This is a genomic window from Geobacillus sp. GHH01 (assembly GCF_000336445.1).
In the GTDB taxonomy this organism is placed as follows: domain Bacteria; phylum Bacillota; class Bacilli; order Bacillales; family Anoxybacillaceae; genus Geobacillus; species Geobacillus zalihae.
The window spans coordinates 3,351,463-3,367,077 of sequence record NC_020210.1 but is presented as its reverse complement, the minus strand read 5'-3'; the positions used below and the strand labels follow the sequence as shown (position 1 = coordinate 3,367,077).

At 41.2% G+C, this 15,615-nt stretch carries 14 protein-coding genes and 4 pseudogenes; 13 read left to right on the top strand and 5 right to left on the bottom strand.

What is annotated here, in order from left to right:
• Positions 1 to 8: 8 nt before the first annotated feature.
• The 3 genes from pdxA to GHH_RS16625 all read right to left on the bottom strand — a co-directional run bounded on the left by pdxA (position 9) and on the right by GHH_RS16625 (position 3,250).
• Positions 9 to 1,025: a 4-hydroxythreonine-4-phosphate dehydrogenase PdxA gene (gene pdxA, locus GHH_RS16635; protein WP_015375992.1), complete on the bottom strand. Its 1,017-nt coding sequence runs from the start codon at positions 1,023 to 1,025 to the stop codon at positions 9 to 11.
• On the bottom strand, positions 1,009 to 2,331 hold the full coding sequence (locus GHH_RS16630) for a four-carbon acid sugar kinase family protein (protein WP_015375991.1): 1,323 nt from the start codon (positions 2,329 to 2,331) through the stop codon (positions 1,009 to 1,011). The genes pdxA and GHH_RS16630 overlap by 17 nt, the downstream gene beginning before the upstream one ends.
• Before the next feature lie 151 nt (positions 2,332 to 2,482).
• Positions 2,483 to 3,250 (bottom strand): DeoR/GlpR family DNA-binding transcription regulator, encoded by a 768-nt coding sequence (locus tag GHH_RS16625; RefSeq protein ID WP_015375990.1) that lies wholly within the window; start codon positions 3,248 to 3,250, stop codon positions 2,483 to 2,485.
• Between the two features lie 263 nt (positions 3,251 to 3,513).
• On the opposite strand from GHH_RS16625, the pseudogene GHH_RS16620 reads away from it, so the two are divergent.
• The 4 genes and pseudogenes from GHH_RS16620 (at position 3,514) to GHH_RS16605 (ending at position 6,114) form a co-directional block, all read left to right on the top strand.
• Positions 3,514 to 5,044, top strand: a pseudogene (locus tag GHH_RS16620) (YifB family Mg chelatase-like AAA ATPase).
• Positions 5,045 to 5,049: 5 nt separating this feature from the next.
• A complete protein-coding gene (locus GHH_RS16615) occupies positions 5,050 to 5,493 on the top strand; it encodes a transposase (RefSeq protein ID WP_015375989.1) in 444 nt (147 codons plus the stop codon).
• On the top strand, positions 5,493 to 5,888 hold the full coding sequence (locus tag GHH_RS16610) for a hypothetical protein (protein ID WP_015375988.1): 396 nt from the start codon (positions 5,493 to 5,495) through the stop codon (positions 5,886 to 5,888). The genes GHH_RS16615 and GHH_RS16610 overlap by 1 nt, the downstream gene beginning before the upstream one ends.
• Positions 5,857 to 6,114 carry a DUF2283 domain-containing protein gene (locus GHH_RS16605; RefSeq protein ID WP_011888351.1) on the top strand — a complete coding sequence of 86 codons (258 nt, stop codon included), beginning with the start codon at positions 5,857 to 5,859 and terminating at the stop codon, positions 6,112 to 6,114. The genes GHH_RS16610 and GHH_RS16605 overlap by 32 nt, the downstream gene beginning before the upstream one ends.
• Before the next feature lie 349 nt (positions 6,115 to 6,463).
• Here GHH_RS16605 and GHH_RS16600 read toward each other — a convergent pair whose 3' ends face one another.
• Entirely contained in the window at positions 6,464 to 6,916 is a 453-nt protein-coding gene (locus GHH_RS16600) for an N-acetyltransferase (protein ID WP_015375987.1), read from the bottom strand.
• A 145-nt stretch (positions 6,917 to 7,061) separates the two neighbouring features.
• Positions 7,062 to 7,166 (bottom strand): annotated as a pseudogene (locus GHH_RS18620) (helix-turn-helix domain-containing protein); the annotation flags it as partial.
• A 245-nt stretch (positions 7,167 to 7,411) separates the two neighbouring features.
• Between GHH_RS18620 and GHH_RS19590 the strand changes: the two are divergent.
• The 9 genes and pseudogenes from GHH_RS19590 to GHH_RS16550 all read left to right on the top strand — a co-directional run bounded on the left by GHH_RS19590 (position 7,412) and on the right by GHH_RS16550 (position 15,604).
• Positions 7,412 to 7,957: pseudogene (locus GHH_RS19590) on the top strand (DUF6431 domain-containing protein).
• Between the two features lie 152 nt (positions 7,958 to 8,109).
• A pseudogene (locus tag GHH_RS16585) lies at positions 8,110 to 8,487 on the top strand (helix-turn-helix domain-containing protein); the annotation flags it as partial.
• 678 nt (positions 8,488 to 9,165) lie between these two features.
• Positions 9,166 to 9,882, top strand: coding sequence for a GntR family transcriptional regulator (locus tag GHH_RS16580; RefSeq protein ID WP_015375984.1), 717 nt, complete (start codon positions 9,166 to 9,168; stop codon positions 9,880 to 9,882).
• 390 nt (positions 9,883 to 10,272) lie between these two features.
• Positions 10,273 to 11,364 (top strand): ABC transporter substrate-binding protein, encoded by a 1,092-nt coding sequence (locus GHH_RS16575; RefSeq protein WP_201764078.1) that lies wholly within the window; start codon positions 10,273 to 10,275, stop codon positions 11,362 to 11,364.
• Between the two features lie 17 nt (positions 11,365 to 11,381).
• Positions 11,382 to 12,455: an ABC transporter ATP-binding protein gene (locus GHH_RS16570; protein WP_015375982.1), complete on the top strand. Its 1,074-nt coding sequence runs from the start codon at positions 11,382 to 11,384 to the stop codon at positions 12,453 to 12,455.
• Between the two features lie 14 nt (positions 12,456 to 12,469).
• Positions 12,470 to 13,390, top strand: a complete 921-nt coding sequence (locus GHH_RS16565; RefSeq protein ID WP_015375981.1) for an ABC transporter permease — start codon at positions 12,470 to 12,472, stop codon at positions 13,388 to 13,390.
• Positions 13,387 to 14,187 carry an ABC transporter permease gene (locus tag GHH_RS16560; RefSeq protein WP_015375980.1) on the top strand — a complete coding sequence of 267 codons (801 nt, stop codon included), beginning with the start codon at positions 13,387 to 13,389 and terminating at the stop codon, positions 14,185 to 14,187. Before GHH_RS16565 ends, GHH_RS16560 begins: the two co-directional genes overlap by 4 nt.
• A 15-nt stretch (positions 14,188 to 14,202) precedes the next feature.
• On the top strand, positions 14,203 to 14,514 hold the full coding sequence (locus GHH_RS16555; protein ID WP_015375979.1) for a (2Fe-2S)-binding protein: 312 nt from the start codon (positions 14,203 to 14,205) through the stop codon (positions 14,512 to 14,514).
• Between the two features lies 1 nt (position 14,515).
• The gene (locus tag GHH_RS16550) at positions 14,516 to 15,604 is read left to right on the top strand and encodes an NAD(P)/FAD-dependent oxidoreductase (protein WP_015375978.1); all 1,089 of its coding nucleotides are present in this window, start codon (positions 14,516 to 14,518) and stop codon (positions 15,602 to 15,604) included.
• Positions 15,605 to 15,615 lie beyond the last annotated feature (11 nt).

The window sequence follows — 15,615 nt, the reverse complement described above, 5'->3', positions numbered from 1 at the left end:
TAGAAGAGTTATGCCCATGAAGGCTGAAATTTTGGCGCATATTTTGCTGCAAGTGTAATGGCTTCTTCCATACTTACGCTGCTTGCAATTCCCTTTCCGGCAATATCGAAGGCTGTTCCGTGGTCGACAGATGTGCGCAAAAATGGAAGACCGTTTGTAATCGAAATCGTTCTTTCAAAATCCGCCATCTTCGCGGCAATATGACCTTGATCATGGTAAAGGGATAGTACAGCATCATAACGCCCATTTAGTGCGTGATGAAAAACAGAGTCAGCAGGGATTGGCCCAACGGCGTTAATCCCTTTTTCTTGAGCCATTTGAATGCCTGGGAGAATCTCATCGATTTCTTCCCTTCCAAACAGCCCATTTTCTCCGCCGTGTGGGTTTAATGCTGCTACGGCGATTTTGCGATTTTCCACTCCTAGGCGTTGCAATGCTTGATCACAACGAATTAAATAGTCACAAACTCTCTCTTTTGTCATTGCGGCGATGGCGTCTTTTAGGGACAGGTGTCTCGTTAAAAAGAAAATTCTCATGTTTCTTACTTCAAACATCGTCAGTGGATCATGGGTGTTGGTCAATGCGGCTAATATTTCTGTATGTCCGATAAAAGGAACGTTTGCCGCTTTCAACGATTCTTTATTGATCGGCGTCGTGGCTAAAGCTGACACTTTTCCGTTAAGGGCTAGATGGACAGCTGTTTCAATATATTCGTAAGCTGCCTTCCCGCATTGTGCCTGAACTTTCCCCATTTCAAGGGTGTCTACGTTTACGTTGTTTAATGAGATAACATCTATTGTTCCATGTTCGTATTTTCCATCTGAAGGATCTTTAATTTCACGGATGTTCAGCGAGATACTTGTAAAATTCATAGCCATTTTCAATACTTCACTATGACCAATAACAAGGGGTGAGCAAACTTCATATATTTTCGGGTTATTCAAGGCTTTAACTGTGATCTCTGGTCCGATTCCTGCCGGATCTCCCATTGGGATTGCGATAATCGGTTTAGTTTGTGCTGACATGTTTTCCACTCCTTTGGTGATTGATTTTCATTTGCAAAAACCGTAGACTTTTGTAAATGGACCGTTGGTCGCCAACCATGCCTCCCTTTGTGACGACAGGGAGTCCGTCCAAGTATCCTCCCGAGAAGTATCCGAATGATGTCAATGGGAGAACTTCGTCTTCAATTTCAATGCCATTTGCTCTTCCTACGGCGCAAAGGGATGCGGTTACATCGCCGCCGCTTGTGAAGCATCCAGAAATGGGATATTTGGAACTCTCAATAATTTTCCTGCTAATTACGGCAAGTCCGTCTGTTATTCTTTTAGCTAGAGCATCTTCAGATACTTGCTCTATCTCAGATAACGCTTTCAAGTTGATCAGTTTATTCGCGGGGTGGTACGTAGTTACAATTAAGATGTTTTCTGTTTCTAATCTTTTTAGGCCAATGGATACGGCCCGTTCAACTTCTTCATTCCAGCTATTTGTGAAACTCGCTAATTTTTCTGGATTTACGTATACCGGGTTAGCGTTTGTTTTAGCTAAGAGATAATGAAGTTGTCGGCCGGTTAAAGAGGTCACACTTCCGATGACGATTAATATTTTTTGTGTGTTGAGTTCTTGATGTAAGTATAATCTTGCATAGTAAGCGGTTAAGGGACCTGGATCGACGGGAACAATGATTTTATCTTTAATCTTTGTCATCGCAAGGGCAATTGTTTCGATATGTTCATCGTTTACTGCATCAACCACGATGATTCGGTTTCCCTGTTCGATTTCTTCCCGTAATTTATTGGTGATTCTCCCGACGCCGGAAAGAACGGCATCCAGCCCTATCAATGAGACTGAATGGATGCTTTGTTGTCGAATGATGTCTGGGACAAACGACTGATTGACGGGCATAAGAGGATCTTTGGCTACGTCGGTTTCCTGGACAGGTACACCATCAACGAGCAAATATCCCCCGGTTGTTATTCTTCCTGAGTCGGGAAAAGAAGGGACGACGATGGCGATAGAATGTTCGCCGAGTTCATTTAAAACGGTATCAATTTCGATCCCAATATTGCCACGGATGGTGCTGTCAATTCTCTTGCAAAATATCTTCACATTCCATTGTTTGAGGTTTTTGATTGCCTGGCGTACGCGATTTTCCGCAATCTCCCTAGAAGCGTATCGGCTATCGGTATCAATACAAATAGCATCGTAGTTTTCTATATTTGTCAAAGGTGCGTTTCTGACGAAGGTAGCTGTTTTGAATCCTTGTTTGGCCAATCTGACTCCTGTTGCATTAGCGCCGGTCAGATCATCTGCAATTACTCCTATTCTCATAAGTATTGTTCCCCCTCTCTGTCTATCAAAATCGTTTATATCGCTGCCGATGGATCACCCCCTTATTTTTGTTTATCACCAAGCAGGACAGTAAGGGGTTTTTCATATGACGTTGATTTTTAGTTGAAGTTGGGACTGCCTATACTCATTCTCATTCAATAGGGCGTACAACAATCACGTTTACATGTTCACTATATTTACACTGGTCTTCTTGGCTTAATCCCGTGTCTGTAATAATCCCTTCCAACTCTGAAAGTTGGCAAACGAGAGAAAAAGCCTTTTGGTTAAACTTGCTGGAATCGGCCAGCAACCAAGTAGATTCGGCCGCTTGCATCATCAGTTTTTTGATTAGCGATTTTTCAAAAGTGGGCGATGTTACTCCTGATGCAATATCGACAGCATGGGCCCCTAAAAAGAAAATATCTGCATGGATGTTTTTCAGTAACTCTTGGGTAGGCCAGCCATACAAAGTACCAACTTGGTTTTGCAATTCCCCTCCCGTCACGATCACCTTTAATTTACTTTCCATTAATTCGGCTGCAATCTTAATGTCATTAGTAATAACAGTTAAATCTTCCCTGTCTTTAATCAACCTAGCGACTTCAATAGTGGTCGTTCCTGAATCTAAAATGACATTAGCTCCTTCTGGAATCAGTTCGACTGCTTTACGGGCAATGGCTTTTTTCTGCTCGATATTTTTTTCTTTTTTCGTTGAGTACGGTGTTTCTTGAATTAGCGATTTCGGATGAATGGCACCCCCATGTGTTCGGACGATCTTGCCCTCTCTTTCAAGAAGAGCCAAATCTCTTCTGATCGTCATTGCTGACACGTTTAATTGTTGCGACAGTTCTTCGATATCCACTTTACCTTGGGTGATCAATTGTTTTTCAATCCATCGGCGTCGTTCTTTTGGTAACATGTGTATTCACCTTTTGAACTAGTTGTTCGATTTTAACGATTATTTGTTAACTTGTAACATAATTTTATTCGATTTTGTTCATTTTTGTCAACATGGAAGTAAAAATATTTTTATAATTCCAATAATTGGTGTTATTCCAATAATTGGGGGTGGTGCCTGTCACCACCCGAAATTTGTCAAAATATTGGTAATTGAAAGATAAATGAGAGGGTATTACAATGATGGGTGAGAACTAATGTTCTGTGATTGGGAGGGATGGATGAGTGACGGTGAAGATTTTAAGCATTGGGTTAAGGGGGTTAGAAGGGTATCGGGTGCAGGTGGAGGTGCAGGAGGTGCCGGGGATTGCGGCGATGGTGATTGTTGGGTTGCCGGATGCGTCGGTGAAAGAGGCAAAGGAACGTGTTCTTGCTTCGCTTTATGCTTTCGGATGCGACTTTTTTGATAAAAGGCTTGTTGTTCATTTGTCTCCGCCGGAGCGGAAAAAAGCATAGCCCGATGTTTGATTTGGCGATGGCGATTGGGATTTTGAAGGCAATGGGCAAGCTGACAGCGCCGGTTTCCCCCGATGCAGCGTTTTTAGGTTCGTTATCGTTGGATGGAGCGATTCAGCCGGTGGATGGCATGCTTCCAGCAATATTGGCGGCAAAGAAGCTCGGTTTTCAAAAAGTATACCTTCCGTATGATCCCACACTTCCGCTTCATCATTTGAAAGATCTCGGTTGTATCTTTGTTCAGACATTGGAAGAAACGGTGCAATATCTGCAAGGACAACGTGTTCTTTTTTCGTTATCCCCAGCTTTTCGCACTCCTGAAATTACGAACTCCCCGCGAAAGCATCATCGAGATTTTCAATCGATTATTGGTCATCATCAAGCAAAGCGAGCATTGGAGATCGCAGCGGCAGGCGGACATCACGTGTTAATGGTTGGACCGCCTGGGTGCGGGAAAAGTTTGTTGTCGGAAACGTTTCCGACGATTTTGCCGAGCCTTTCTCATGATGCACAGTTAGAGGTGATCAGTTTGTACCAGCTGGCAGGGGAAAAAATCGAGAGCGGCCATCCGCCTTTTCGTCATCCGCATCATTCCGCTTCATCGCTTTCTTTAATTGGCGGGGGAACGCACCCAAAGCCTGGCGAAGTGTCGCTGGCACATCGCGGTGTTTTGTTTCTCGATGAAATGGCGGAATTTGCGAAAAAGACGCTGGATATGCTTCGCCAGCCGTTAGAGACGGGGAAAGTGACGATTAGCCGTATTTCGTCGACGGTGACATATCCCGCGGACTTTATTTTGCTTGGGGCGATGAATCCGTGTCCGTGTGGATATTTAGGCTCAAGAACGCGCTATTGCACATGCAGTCCGAAACAAATTCAAGCGTATCGAAATCGTGTTTCCGGGCCGATTTATGACCGGATGGATGTTTTATTATCATTGGAAGTCATTGATTTCACCAAAGAAACGAGGGTTTCGGAATCTTCGGAAACCATAAGGAAAAGAGTAGAAGAAGCAAGAAGAAAGCAATATGAACGTTACGGAAAAGAAATAACGAATGGGCGTGTTCCTTTTGAGTTATTAATGGAAAAAAGCCCGCTTGCCAACAGGCAGCAACTTCTGTTGCAGCAATGGGCATCCCAACATCAATGGAGCAATCGTGTACAAACGAAAATCATTCGGTTGGCAAGGACCATTTCCGATTTAAAGGGAACCGAAGAGATAGCGGATGAATCGCTTTGGGAAGCGATGACGCTAAGATGGATGAAAACATATACGAAGCAACAGGCAACAGCGAGGTAAAAAGAATGGGACGGCAAAAGCGGATCTGGGTGCCCCATCGGTTTTATCATATCGTTTGCCGCGGCAATCGGCGTGATCCCCTATTCAAGGAAACAAATGATTTTCTCGCTTTTCTTCATATCCTCCACCAGCTTCACGAAAAAATCCCATTTGAAATAGCCGCATATTGCCTTATGACGAATCACTTTCACCTGCAGCTGCGCTCACAACAGGAGCCGATTTCGAAAGTCATGGCGCTCATGAACAAACGGTATGCGAATTATTATAATACTCGCTATCGTTTGACGGGACATGTATTTGAAAAACGTTATTATGGTAAATGGATTGACAATGACAGCGGAATGTTGGAAGTGAGTCGATATATTCATCTCAACTCTTCCCCGCCAAGTGAGGAAAAGATTCAGGAACTTTCGCAATTAGGTATTATTGGTGTGAAGAGTGAGCAATAATGGAAGGTAACAAGATCAATACAGACTACATATTTATAACTGAGGATCCTCTAGGCAGAGAGGTGCGGCTTAAAAGCACAACATGGAATTATCATATTGTTGGTGGGGATCATACAAGGGAAGAGTTTATAGGCCAAGAAGATATGGTCAAGAGCGTCATTCAAGATCCTTGTTTTATATTGCCAAATAATCCAGACGATCAGCATGATACAAGACAAAAATATATAGATCTTGTGCAATTGCCTAAGTTTAAGTCACTAAAGGCATTGGTCGTTATTGTCGACCATGAAAATGAAGCGTATGGTGACGTTGTTACCGTCATCGCCAAAAGCAGGTTAAACCAAGAGACAGGAGGTGCGATTTATGTTCGTCCAAAATTTACAGGAAAACGTTAAATACTCCTATGACTATGATCACGATGTTCTTTATATTTATTTGGGCGAACCAAAAGTGTCGTACGATGACGAAGCAGCTCCTGGTGTGTTTATCCGGTTTTCTGAAGAGGATGAGGTCATTACTGGCATTGTGATTATGGACTACAAGAAGCGGGATATTGAGCGTATCAAGAAATTTATACCGGTGAATATTAATTTTCATATGATTAACGAACAAATCCATTAGTTTTCGGCGATTTTGCCTCTGGAATGGATTCCACTATATTATCCTTCGCTACTTTAATGCGGCTGGGGCGCACGAGCAGGGGGCAAAGCGGTTTTATTTTCTAGAGGGCTGGTGAAAAACGACCGATTTCGCCGAACCCGTTGCTTTCGGCTGAAAGAGAAGCGTTGATTTTACAGGACTTCTCAATTTGAGAAGAGATTCCGTTTTCCGCGATTTTTCACGAAATCACCAACCTTCCAGTTTCGAACATACTCGTTTTTAGTTAAGGGTATAGAGAGCGAAACAGCGGAGGAAAAAAGGTTTTTCCAAGGGCTCTCCCTCCTTTCCCGCGATGCGGGTGGGAGGAGGGTCAAATATATTTGATCATGGCTGTTTCATCGCAACAGTCGAGTTTCGGGCAGTTGACGCAGTCAATCCACACTTTTTCCGGCAGTGTTGATTTATCTACGATCTCAAACCCGCATTTTCGAAAAAACTCCACTTGGTACGTGAAGGAGATTAACCGCTTCACCCCGAGTCTGGCCGCCTCGTCGGCAATATGGTGGACGAGCAGGCGGCCGATTCCTTTCCCCATATGGTCAGGAGATACGACGAGCGAACGCACTTCCCCGAGATCGTGCCCTAGGATATGCAGCCCAGCGGTGCCGACGATTTGGCCGTTTTCCCTGGCGACATACATGCATTGCAAGTGCTGGTAGATGGACAGCAGCGAGCGGGGCAGCACCAGCCCTTTTTTTGCATAGTGTTGGATGAGAGCGTGCATGTCTTTGACATCGCTCGTGACGGCATGGTCGATTTGCATTTGGATCCCCCACGATCAATCGTCATTGTATGTTTATAAATATACAATATTTTGTTTTTATATTCAACTACGGATTTTCGTTGGCTGGGGGATGTTTCTGCCAAACGTTGCGCGGCAGGAGGAAAAAGAATGCCATTGTCGAAAGAGGATTGGGGGAGTGAATATATTTTCGGACGGTTTTCCGATCAATCCCCAATTCCCTCGCAATATCGGAAATACTCATTCCCCTTTCGTACATCTCTTTGATCATAAAAAATTCCCCTCTCGTAATCACGAACCATAGCTCCTCTCATTGACACTATGGTTCTATTGTAAGTGGGGAATTTTATTCCAGCTATATTGGGTGTAAATTATCACTTTATTTCGGAACAAAAGAGCCATTTTTTTGCACATTCTTTCAGAAAGCCCTCTCCCCTTTTCTGAAAGAATGTGCTAAATTTTTTGTGAATTATTTCGGAAGAGAAAATCCATCGGTTCAGAGGAGGGGAGGAGGACGTGATTCAATTTCATGACTTTGGCATTGACGTTCAAACGTATGCAGAACGTGGAAAAGAAAACGACTTCCCTCTTCTGACACAGTGTCCGCATTGACGGGCCAAGCGCCCGTTGCACCGCCACGGTTACGATGAGCGAAACGCATTGACCCCACATGGTGATTATCGCATTTGGATTGTGCGGTATCGCTGTCGGGAATGCTTGAAGACGGTGAGTGTGCTGCCTTCCTTTCTCCTCCCGTATTTTCAGTATACGTTGTCCGCCATATGGCAAGTTGTGAAAGAGCAGTTGGGATTGACCGAAAGGACGAACCAGGCTCCGTTCCTCCCGACAAAGGACGGCATCATCTTTTATGTCCGACGGTTCTGCCGAAACCTATCAAACCTTCACAGCTTTTTTGCGAGGCGGTGGAGGATCATAGGCCCTATCGTGAAAAAAGAAAAGGAACGGGCTTCTTGGTGGATCCGGACGTTGGAGGAACACGGTCTTGATTCGGTCATCAGAGAGATGTGGGAGGACGGATTCCGACACCCTTTTGCGAATTAAATGGGATCCTTATTTTACATACATATCCTAAATTGGAAATGATTGATGTTCCCACAAACCTTTCCTATCGACGGAGAAAAAGCAATTCGGTACGATAAGGGCAGGAGGACCGGAACGGTCCTGATTCCAAGTGAGACCAGGAGGAGATTCGAATGGATGAGTCGATGAGACACGACATTGCCCTGTTTCGGTACGGGCTGATCGCTCTGTTGGTGAATGGGCAGGTGGAACCGAAGACGTATCTGAAAGAGGTGAGCGAGCGAGTGCACCATGTTCCCCACCAGGGCGACAAGCGAATCGCAGCCAAGACGATCCTCGATTGGTGCACCCGATACAAAAAAGGGGGCTTTGACGCCTTAAAGCCGAAGCGCCGTTCGGACCGCGGCCACTCAAGGCGTCTGTCGCCCGATGATGAGGATCATATTTTAGCCCTAAGAAAAGAACATCCCACCATGCCCGTGACGGTGTTCTACGAACACCTGATCGAGCAGGGGGAAATCCCAGAAAACCATACCTCTTACTTTACTATATAAGTTGCAATAAAGATTTTCCGATTGTTCGATTCTGTTTTCCTTCATAACAAGTCATTTTGATAGAATGCGGTGGGCGCTCTACTGGATGTAAAACAAAGTTTCAACTTATATAGATGTGACATATATGAACACATTCATTTCCCCTGTATAGGTATGGCCGAGAGAGTGATCGACTAGGGGATGGGAATAAACTGGAAAACGTGGAAGCCCAGACTACTATTTGAGGTTATACCTAATGAGGACGATGAATGAATAGGTGCATAGGTATTCAAAATATTCAGGCTTGAAAAAACATATTCAAAGGTCTTTGGTGTCAGTGGTTACGAAGACAAGGATGGTTCTTTCCCGCAGCTTTCGATTTTACACATGACAAAGAGCGATTCCCTCTATTTCATATAACTTTATATAAAATTCAAAATATTATTGACAAACAGCTATAGCTAGTATAATAATTAAATCAGATCGGTCTTTTTGATGATATTCAGTATAATTAATTCGAGGTATATAAGCTTTGGCTAAACTCTATGATTGACGAATTTTTTATTTTATCCCTTCACTGCGTATCCTCTTATTCATACACAATTGTTTATCTTTTGGAACACAAAAGATGGAGTGAGTCGAAAAATTATAATTTTATAAACTTATAATTTTGCATTGCAATCGAGGAGGATATCAATGTACATAGATAAGAAACTACATATTCCCCTTTATCGACAAGTAGAGCGAGTATTAGAAGAAAAAATAAAATCAGATGAATGGCCAATTGGACATCAATTGCCAACTGAGCAGGAGTTAGCCGATCTTTTTGATGTTAGTACGATTACAGTAAAAAGAGCTATTATAGAACTTGTAAACAAGGGTTATTTATATAGGCAAAGGGGAAAAGGAACTTTTGTATCTAGGCCAATAAAAGAACAAAATTTAAATGTTTTCTTTTCTTTAACCACTGAAGATGAGAAACATCCGCATAGGTTGGTCAGTTTTTCTGTTGGCAGGGCTGACAGAGAGATTACCAATAAGTTGGGTATTGAGAATGATATGAAGGTGATCAAGATTAAACGTTTAAAAATCGAAGGCAATGAGCCAATGGCGCTGGAATATACCTATCTTCCTTATGACAAATGTTGCGGTCTTACACCAGATGATATAAATAACGAGCTTATTTACAATATCCTGAAGAAGAAGTTTCGTATCGCCTTAGGAAGAGCCAAACTATTTATAAAGCCTTACATTGCTACAGACGAAAAAGCAACATTACTACAAGTCGAACCTGGGAGTCCAGTTTTTGAATGGGAGAGGTTTACCTATACAAAACAAGAAGAGGTTATCGAGTATTCAAAGTTTTACGTACGCCAAGATAAAGAAGCATATTATACAGAGGTTTATTTTTAAATCTTTTACTATTCTATATATTGGAGTTTTTACCAATGAGTTATAGATGTATCCCCTAAAAGGTTAACCCCTGATCAAGGGGTATACATTTATTAAGGGAGTGAGGAATGCTGCAAAAGTTAGTCAGCATAATTGTTCGCTTATTCCTATAGTGATTATTACCTTTTCATACATTATAGTAGTATCTATTTCGAAACTAAAAGTTATAATATTATATTTTTTAGCAATTAAGGTCTGAAAATTATAAAATTTTAGTGTTTATTAAAAATATGAGAGGCTCTGATACATCAAGATTCCTATAGGGAGGTGATTAAAAAATCTTCCTAAAATTAGTGAATTAATCGGCGGTGTTAAGGCTATCTGAAAAAATGATATCGGGGTGGGGAGAAAATGATGTTGAAAAGTAAAACAGTTTTAACTGTGTTGATCTGTTTGCTATTTACTATGATCGTGGGATGTGGTAACCAAACTGCTAGCTCACCGAATCAAAGTTCGAAAAGTGGGGGAGAAAAGACGTTAGTTTTGGCTGCCTATGGTGGAAGTTATGAAAAAAAGATGAAGGAAACGATCATTCCTAAGTTTGAGAAAGAGTTTGGGGTTAAGGTCAAGTATATAACTGGGAGCTCCATCGACACATTATCAAAACTTCAGGCCCAAAAAGATAATCCTCAAATTGATGTAGCCTTTTTAGACGACGGACCTCAAGCACAGGCAAAAGCTTTTGGATTACTTGCCCCGTTAGATGAAAAAATAGTCACCAACCTAAATAATGTATACGACATTGCAAAAGATAAGGAGAATATTGGAGTTGGCTTTGGTATTGTTGTGACAGGATTAGCCTATAACAAAGATTATTTTGTGCAGAATGGTTGGAAACCGTTAACATCTTGGAATGATCTGGAGGATCCTAAGTTTAAAGGAAAACTCGTATTACCATCTATCTCAAACACTTATGGAGTTCATCTACTTCTAATGGCTGCTTTTGCGAATGGTGGGAACGAGAAAAATATTGAACCTGGATTTGAAAAGCTAAAGAAGATTGCTGAAAACGCTGTAACATTTGATAAAACTGCTGACGTGTCCAATTACTTTTTGCAAGGTCAAACAGTAGCCAGTGCATGGGGAAGCAGCAGAGTATATACACTGCAAGATTCAGGATTTCCAATTGAATTTGTCATTCCAAGAGAAGGTGCTCCTGTTTTAATGACAACAGCAAATGTGGTGAAAAATGCACCAAATGCGGAACTTGCACAGAAATTTGTCAATTTTATTTTGAGTGAGGAAGTACAAACGGAATTCGCCCATTCTTTGTTTGATGGTCCTGTTAATAAAAATGTAAAACTAGATGGAGATATTGCTAAAAAAGTTGTTTATGGGGAAGAGCAGGTTAAAAAGTTAATCAAAGTGGATTGGGAATACGTAAATCAAAAAAGAGCTGAATGGACGGAAAGAGCAAACAAGGAAATTGAAGTAACCCGCTAAAGAGGGAGGGAAGGTAAATGGGTTATTTGTGTCTCGAGAATGTTGCTAAGCGATTTGATAAAACAGAAGTGGTAAAAAATTTGAATCTAGAAATTCATCAAGGGGAGCTTATGTCCTTTCTTGGGCCATCCGGATGTGGGAAAACAACAACATTAAATATGATTGCTGGTTTTTTGAAGGTGGATAGTGGGGAAATCATTGTTGGTGGGAAGCCTATTCACCACCTCCCTCCCAATAAAAGAGATATGGGGATGGTGTTCCAAAACTATGCTTTGTTTCCCCACATGACTGTATTTGAAAATGTGGCGTATGGATTGAAGCTACGTAAGATTAGTAGGAATGAGATAAAAAAGCGAGTGTCAGAGGCATTGGAAATGGTAAAGTTATCAGGTTATGAAAACTACTATCCTCGGGAACTTTCCGGTGGTCAGCAGCAGCGCGTTTCGTTAGCGAGAGCCTTGGTTATTAAACCGAAAGTTCTTCTTCTTGATGAACCACTAAGTAACCTTGATGCCAAACTCCGTCAAGAAATGCGGGAGGAAATAGTAGGAATACAAAAAACGCTTGGAATTACAACTATATTTGTCACACATGATCAAGAGGAGGCACTTGCGATCTCCGACCGAATAGCAGTGATGAACGAGGGGCAAATTGAACAGGTAGATAGCCCGGTTATGATTTATAACCAACCGAAGACAGATTTTGTTTCTAAGTTTATCGGCGAAGTGAATCATATTCGCGGTAGAGTTGTTGAGGTGTATGGAAGTAAGAAATGTAAGTTATCTTTTTACGGGAATGAACAAATAGTTGAGATCCAATCAACTAAAGGTGCTGAAGTTGATTTTTACATTAGACCCGAAAAAGTACAGATCTCTTTAGATCGGTATACCCAAGCAAATGGCGATTGCCAAACAAAAGTTGAAAGGAAAATATTCCTTGGTGCTAAAACGAGATATATCTTAAAAATATCTAATAATAAACAGATCATAGCAGATGTCCCCAATACAGTTTTAAGCCCTGACCAAATTCAGGAAGGGGAAAAAGTATCGATTTTTTGGGATCCAAAAGATTTATTCCTCTCTAAAAAGTGAGGTGAGTTAACTAGATGCAGGCCGAAATAAAAACATACCAAAATCAGGAGATACAAAAACAAAAGAAAAGGAAATTAGATAAAAAGCAGTTGGAGTCTTGGCTACTATTGTTTCCTACTCTTATGATTTTTATCTTTTTCTTCTTATTTCCTTTACTTTCTTTATTTATCACGAGTTTTAAGACATTTGATCCAAACAGTGGAATTGGGGATAAATGGACATTGGAAAATTACGTGAAGTTTCTTTCAGACCCCTTTTACCTAGGAGTTATTTGGAGAACGATAAAGATTGGATTATTAACTACATTATTAACAGTTATCATTTCTTATCCAGTCGCTTTTCATATTTCTAGAGCCAGTGGGAAGGTTAAAAATTATTTAACATTGATAGTGTTATCACCATTATTGATAAGTATGGTCATCAGATGCTATGGATGGGTTATTTTGTTATCGAATAATGGTGTTGTTAATCGCACTTTGATCAATCTCGGATGGATTGATAAACCGCTCACATTATTGTATACAGAATTAAGCGTTGTGATTGGAATGGTGCATGTACTATTTCCGTATATGGTATTAAGCATCATGGGATCCTTAGAAAGGATCGATCCTTCTATTATCAGGGCTTCACAAAGTCTAGGAGCAGGTTTGATTAGAACCTTCTTTTCCATAATATTACCTCTGACATTACCTGGGGTATTTGCCGGTTCAGTTATGGTGTTTAGTTTAAGTGTAAGCTCATTTGTGACTCCTGCTATTCTCGGCGGTCCACAGGTAAAAGTTATGTCCTATCTAACTTACGAACAAGTTGCAGTGATATTAAATTGGCCTTATGGGTCTGCCATTGGGTTTGTATTAATTTTTATGGCAACTGTTACGATTATCGTATATAGCAGAATTCTTGCCCGTTCCGAAAAAGGAGTGGCGATTCAATGAAGAAAAGACTATATAATTTTATATTTCATTCGTTTTGCTTTGTCGTATATGTTTTTTTGTTAGCACCAATTATTGTTGTTTTACTATCTTCATTGACAACGACTGAATATATTGTTTTTCCGCCAAAGGGGATTACATTGAGATGGTATATTGAACTAGTCAACCACCCTGAGTTTACACAGTCTTTTGTGTTAAGTGTCATTGTCGCTCTAGGCACGTCACTTTTTTCTACCTTTATTGGAACACTTGCTTCTATTGCCATTGTTAGATATCAGTTTAAAGGAAAAGCAACTATTGTGCAGTTAGTTGGCTCCCCTCTTTTAATTCCGTCCGTCGTATTTGGCGTAGCGTTGCTACAGTTTTACTCTTGGATAGGTTTAGCTACAAGCCCTATGGCTTTAATTATTGGCCATATTATTTTGACGGTACCATTTGTTGTACGATTAGTCGTTGCTAGTTTAGTCGGTTTTGATCGATCTATAGAACAGGCCGCGAGGAGTTTAGGGGCAGGGGCTTTTAAAGTATTCTTCCAGATTACTCTTCCGATAATCAAATCCGGTGTGATTGCTGGAGCCATCTTTTCATTCATTACCTCATTTGATGATCTAACCGTAGCATTGTTTATTGTAAGCACCGATGTTGTCACTCTTCCAGTACGAATCTTTACCTATATGCAATACCAGTACGATCCAATTATTACATCAGTATCAAGCATCATAATTTTATTTACCGTTGTACTAATGGTGATCATCGAAAAGGTGTTAGGTGTTGGAAAAGTTTTTATGTCGAAAAATTAATAAGGAGTTGTTTTCATGCATATTAAAAATCATCCTATATTGGGCAGCTGTCTTCAGGAGCCTGTGACATTTTATTTTAATGATCAGCCTTATACGGCTTATAAACAACAAACCGTTGCAGCCGCTCTGATAGCAAACGGTATTAGAATGTTCGGGCTGAGTCGGAAATTAGTTCAGCCAAGGGGGATGTTTTGTGCGCGAGGGAGATGCTGCAGTTGCTATATGACTGTTAACGGGGAAGATCATGTGCGTACTTGCATGATAAAAGTTGAAGAGGGAATGAGGGTATATCCAAATCTAGAAGATCCGGAGATAAGGGGGGATTGAGTTGGAAACTGAAGTGCTTGTTATTGGAGCTGGACCAGCTGGGCTTGCAGCTGCATTTGAGACTGCCTCTAGGGGATTAGATGTGACTATTGTAGATGAATCGACTGTCAAAGGGGGGCAACTGTGCCAACAAACTCAAATTATCAGAGCATTGCCCTCTATTTTCCAACCTATGCGTGGATTTGAGTTGGCAAAGCTGTTAACGAACCAATTGGAAGACTTCTCTGTTAGGTATTTGCTCAAACATCGGTTGATCGGTTTATACCGAGATGGAAGTGTTGGCATCACCAATGAAGTAGACGTTTTTCCTATCAAGTTTAAAAAACTAGTTATTGCCACGGGAGCGGCCGAAAATGCGATCCTTTTTCCAAAGTGGACGCTTCCTGGGATTATAACGATTGGCGCAGCCCAAACACTAATCAACCGAGATTTTGTAATTCCCGGCAAGAATAGTGTAATAGTTGGTTCTAGTGATTTTGCAATGGACGTTGCTTTGCAGCTTTTAGACGTCGGTGTTAATGTTAAGGCTATTATCGAGGCCCAATCGGATGTTTTAGCAAGGGACAAGGAAAAGGTAAAGCGAGTAAAGGAAAGCGGGATTTCTTTCTACTTAAACTCCTCTATAGTGGAAGCAAGAGGGAAAGATGAAGTTAGTGAGATCGACATTCAACTGCCGAATAAGAGGATTACAGAAAAGGTTGATTTAGTGTGTGTAGATGGGGGAAGAAGTCCTATCTTAGATGCCTTTTATCAGTTGGGGTGTTCTTTTGGGTATCAGGGTGAACTTGGGGGATGGGTTCCACAATATAATGAGTTTTTCCAAACGGATCGTGAGGATGTTTTTTTAGCCGGAAACGCGGCGGGGGTTAGTTCTCAAGGAGCGGTGATTGTAACAGGGATGATAGCAGGTGTTAGTGTTTGCGAGTCATTGAGGATTATAGACAATAGGGAAGCTGAAAAAATAAGAATTTCTCTGTGGAGAGAGTTGGAAAATATAGAGTCGTCTCTCTATCCTGATGTATGGCAGGCTAGAATCAATCATATTAAAAGTTTTAAGTATCCTCTGCTAAAAAATCAGTTTATTCTGTGATTTTTTTGGAA

Coding starts and splice junctions, on each gene's coding strand:
- pdxA (WP_015375992.1), bottom strand. CDS start 1,025: ATGTCAGCACAAACTAAACCGATTATCGCAATCCCAATGGGAGATCCG.
- GHH_RS16630 (WP_015375991.1), bottom strand. CDS start 2,331: ATGAGAATAGGAGTAATTGCAGATGATCTGACCGGCGCTAATGCAACA.
- GHH_RS16625 (WP_015375990.1), bottom strand. CDS start 3,250: ATGTTACCAAAAGAACGACGCCGATGGATTGAAAAACAATTGATCACC.
- GHH_RS16615 (WP_015375989.1), top strand. CDS start 5,050: ATGGGACGGCAAAAGCGGATCTGGGTGCCCCATCGGTTTTATCATATC.
- GHH_RS16610 (WP_015375988.1), top strand. CDS start 5,493: ATGGAAGGTAACAAGATCAATACAGACTACATATTTATAACTGAGGAT.
- GHH_RS16605 (WP_011888351.1), top strand. CDS start 5,857: ATGTTCGTCCAAAATTTACAGGAAAACGTTAAATACTCCTATGACTAT.
- GHH_RS16600 (WP_015375987.1), bottom strand. CDS start 6,916: ATGCAAATCGACCATGCCGTCACGAGCGATGTCAAAGACATGCACGCT.
- GHH_RS16580 (WP_015375984.1), top strand. CDS start 9,166: ATGTACATAGATAAGAAACTACATATTCCCCTTTATCGACAAGTAGAG.
- GHH_RS16575 (WP_201764078.1), top strand. CDS start 10,273: ATGATGTTGAAAAGTAAAACAGTTTTAACTGTGTTGATCTGTTTGCTA.
- GHH_RS16570 (WP_015375982.1), top strand. CDS start 11,382: ATGGGTTATTTGTGTCTCGAGAATGTTGCTAAGCGATTTGATAAAACA.
- GHH_RS16565 (WP_015375981.1), top strand. CDS start 12,470: ATGCAGGCCGAAATAAAAACATACCAAAATCAGGAGATACAAAAACAA.
- GHH_RS16560 (WP_015375980.1), top strand. CDS start 13,387: ATGAAGAAAAGACTATATAATTTTATATTTCATTCGTTTTGCTTTGTC.
- GHH_RS16555 (WP_015375979.1), top strand. CDS start 14,203: ATGCATATTAAAAATCATCCTATATTGGGCAGCTGTCTTCAGGAGCCT.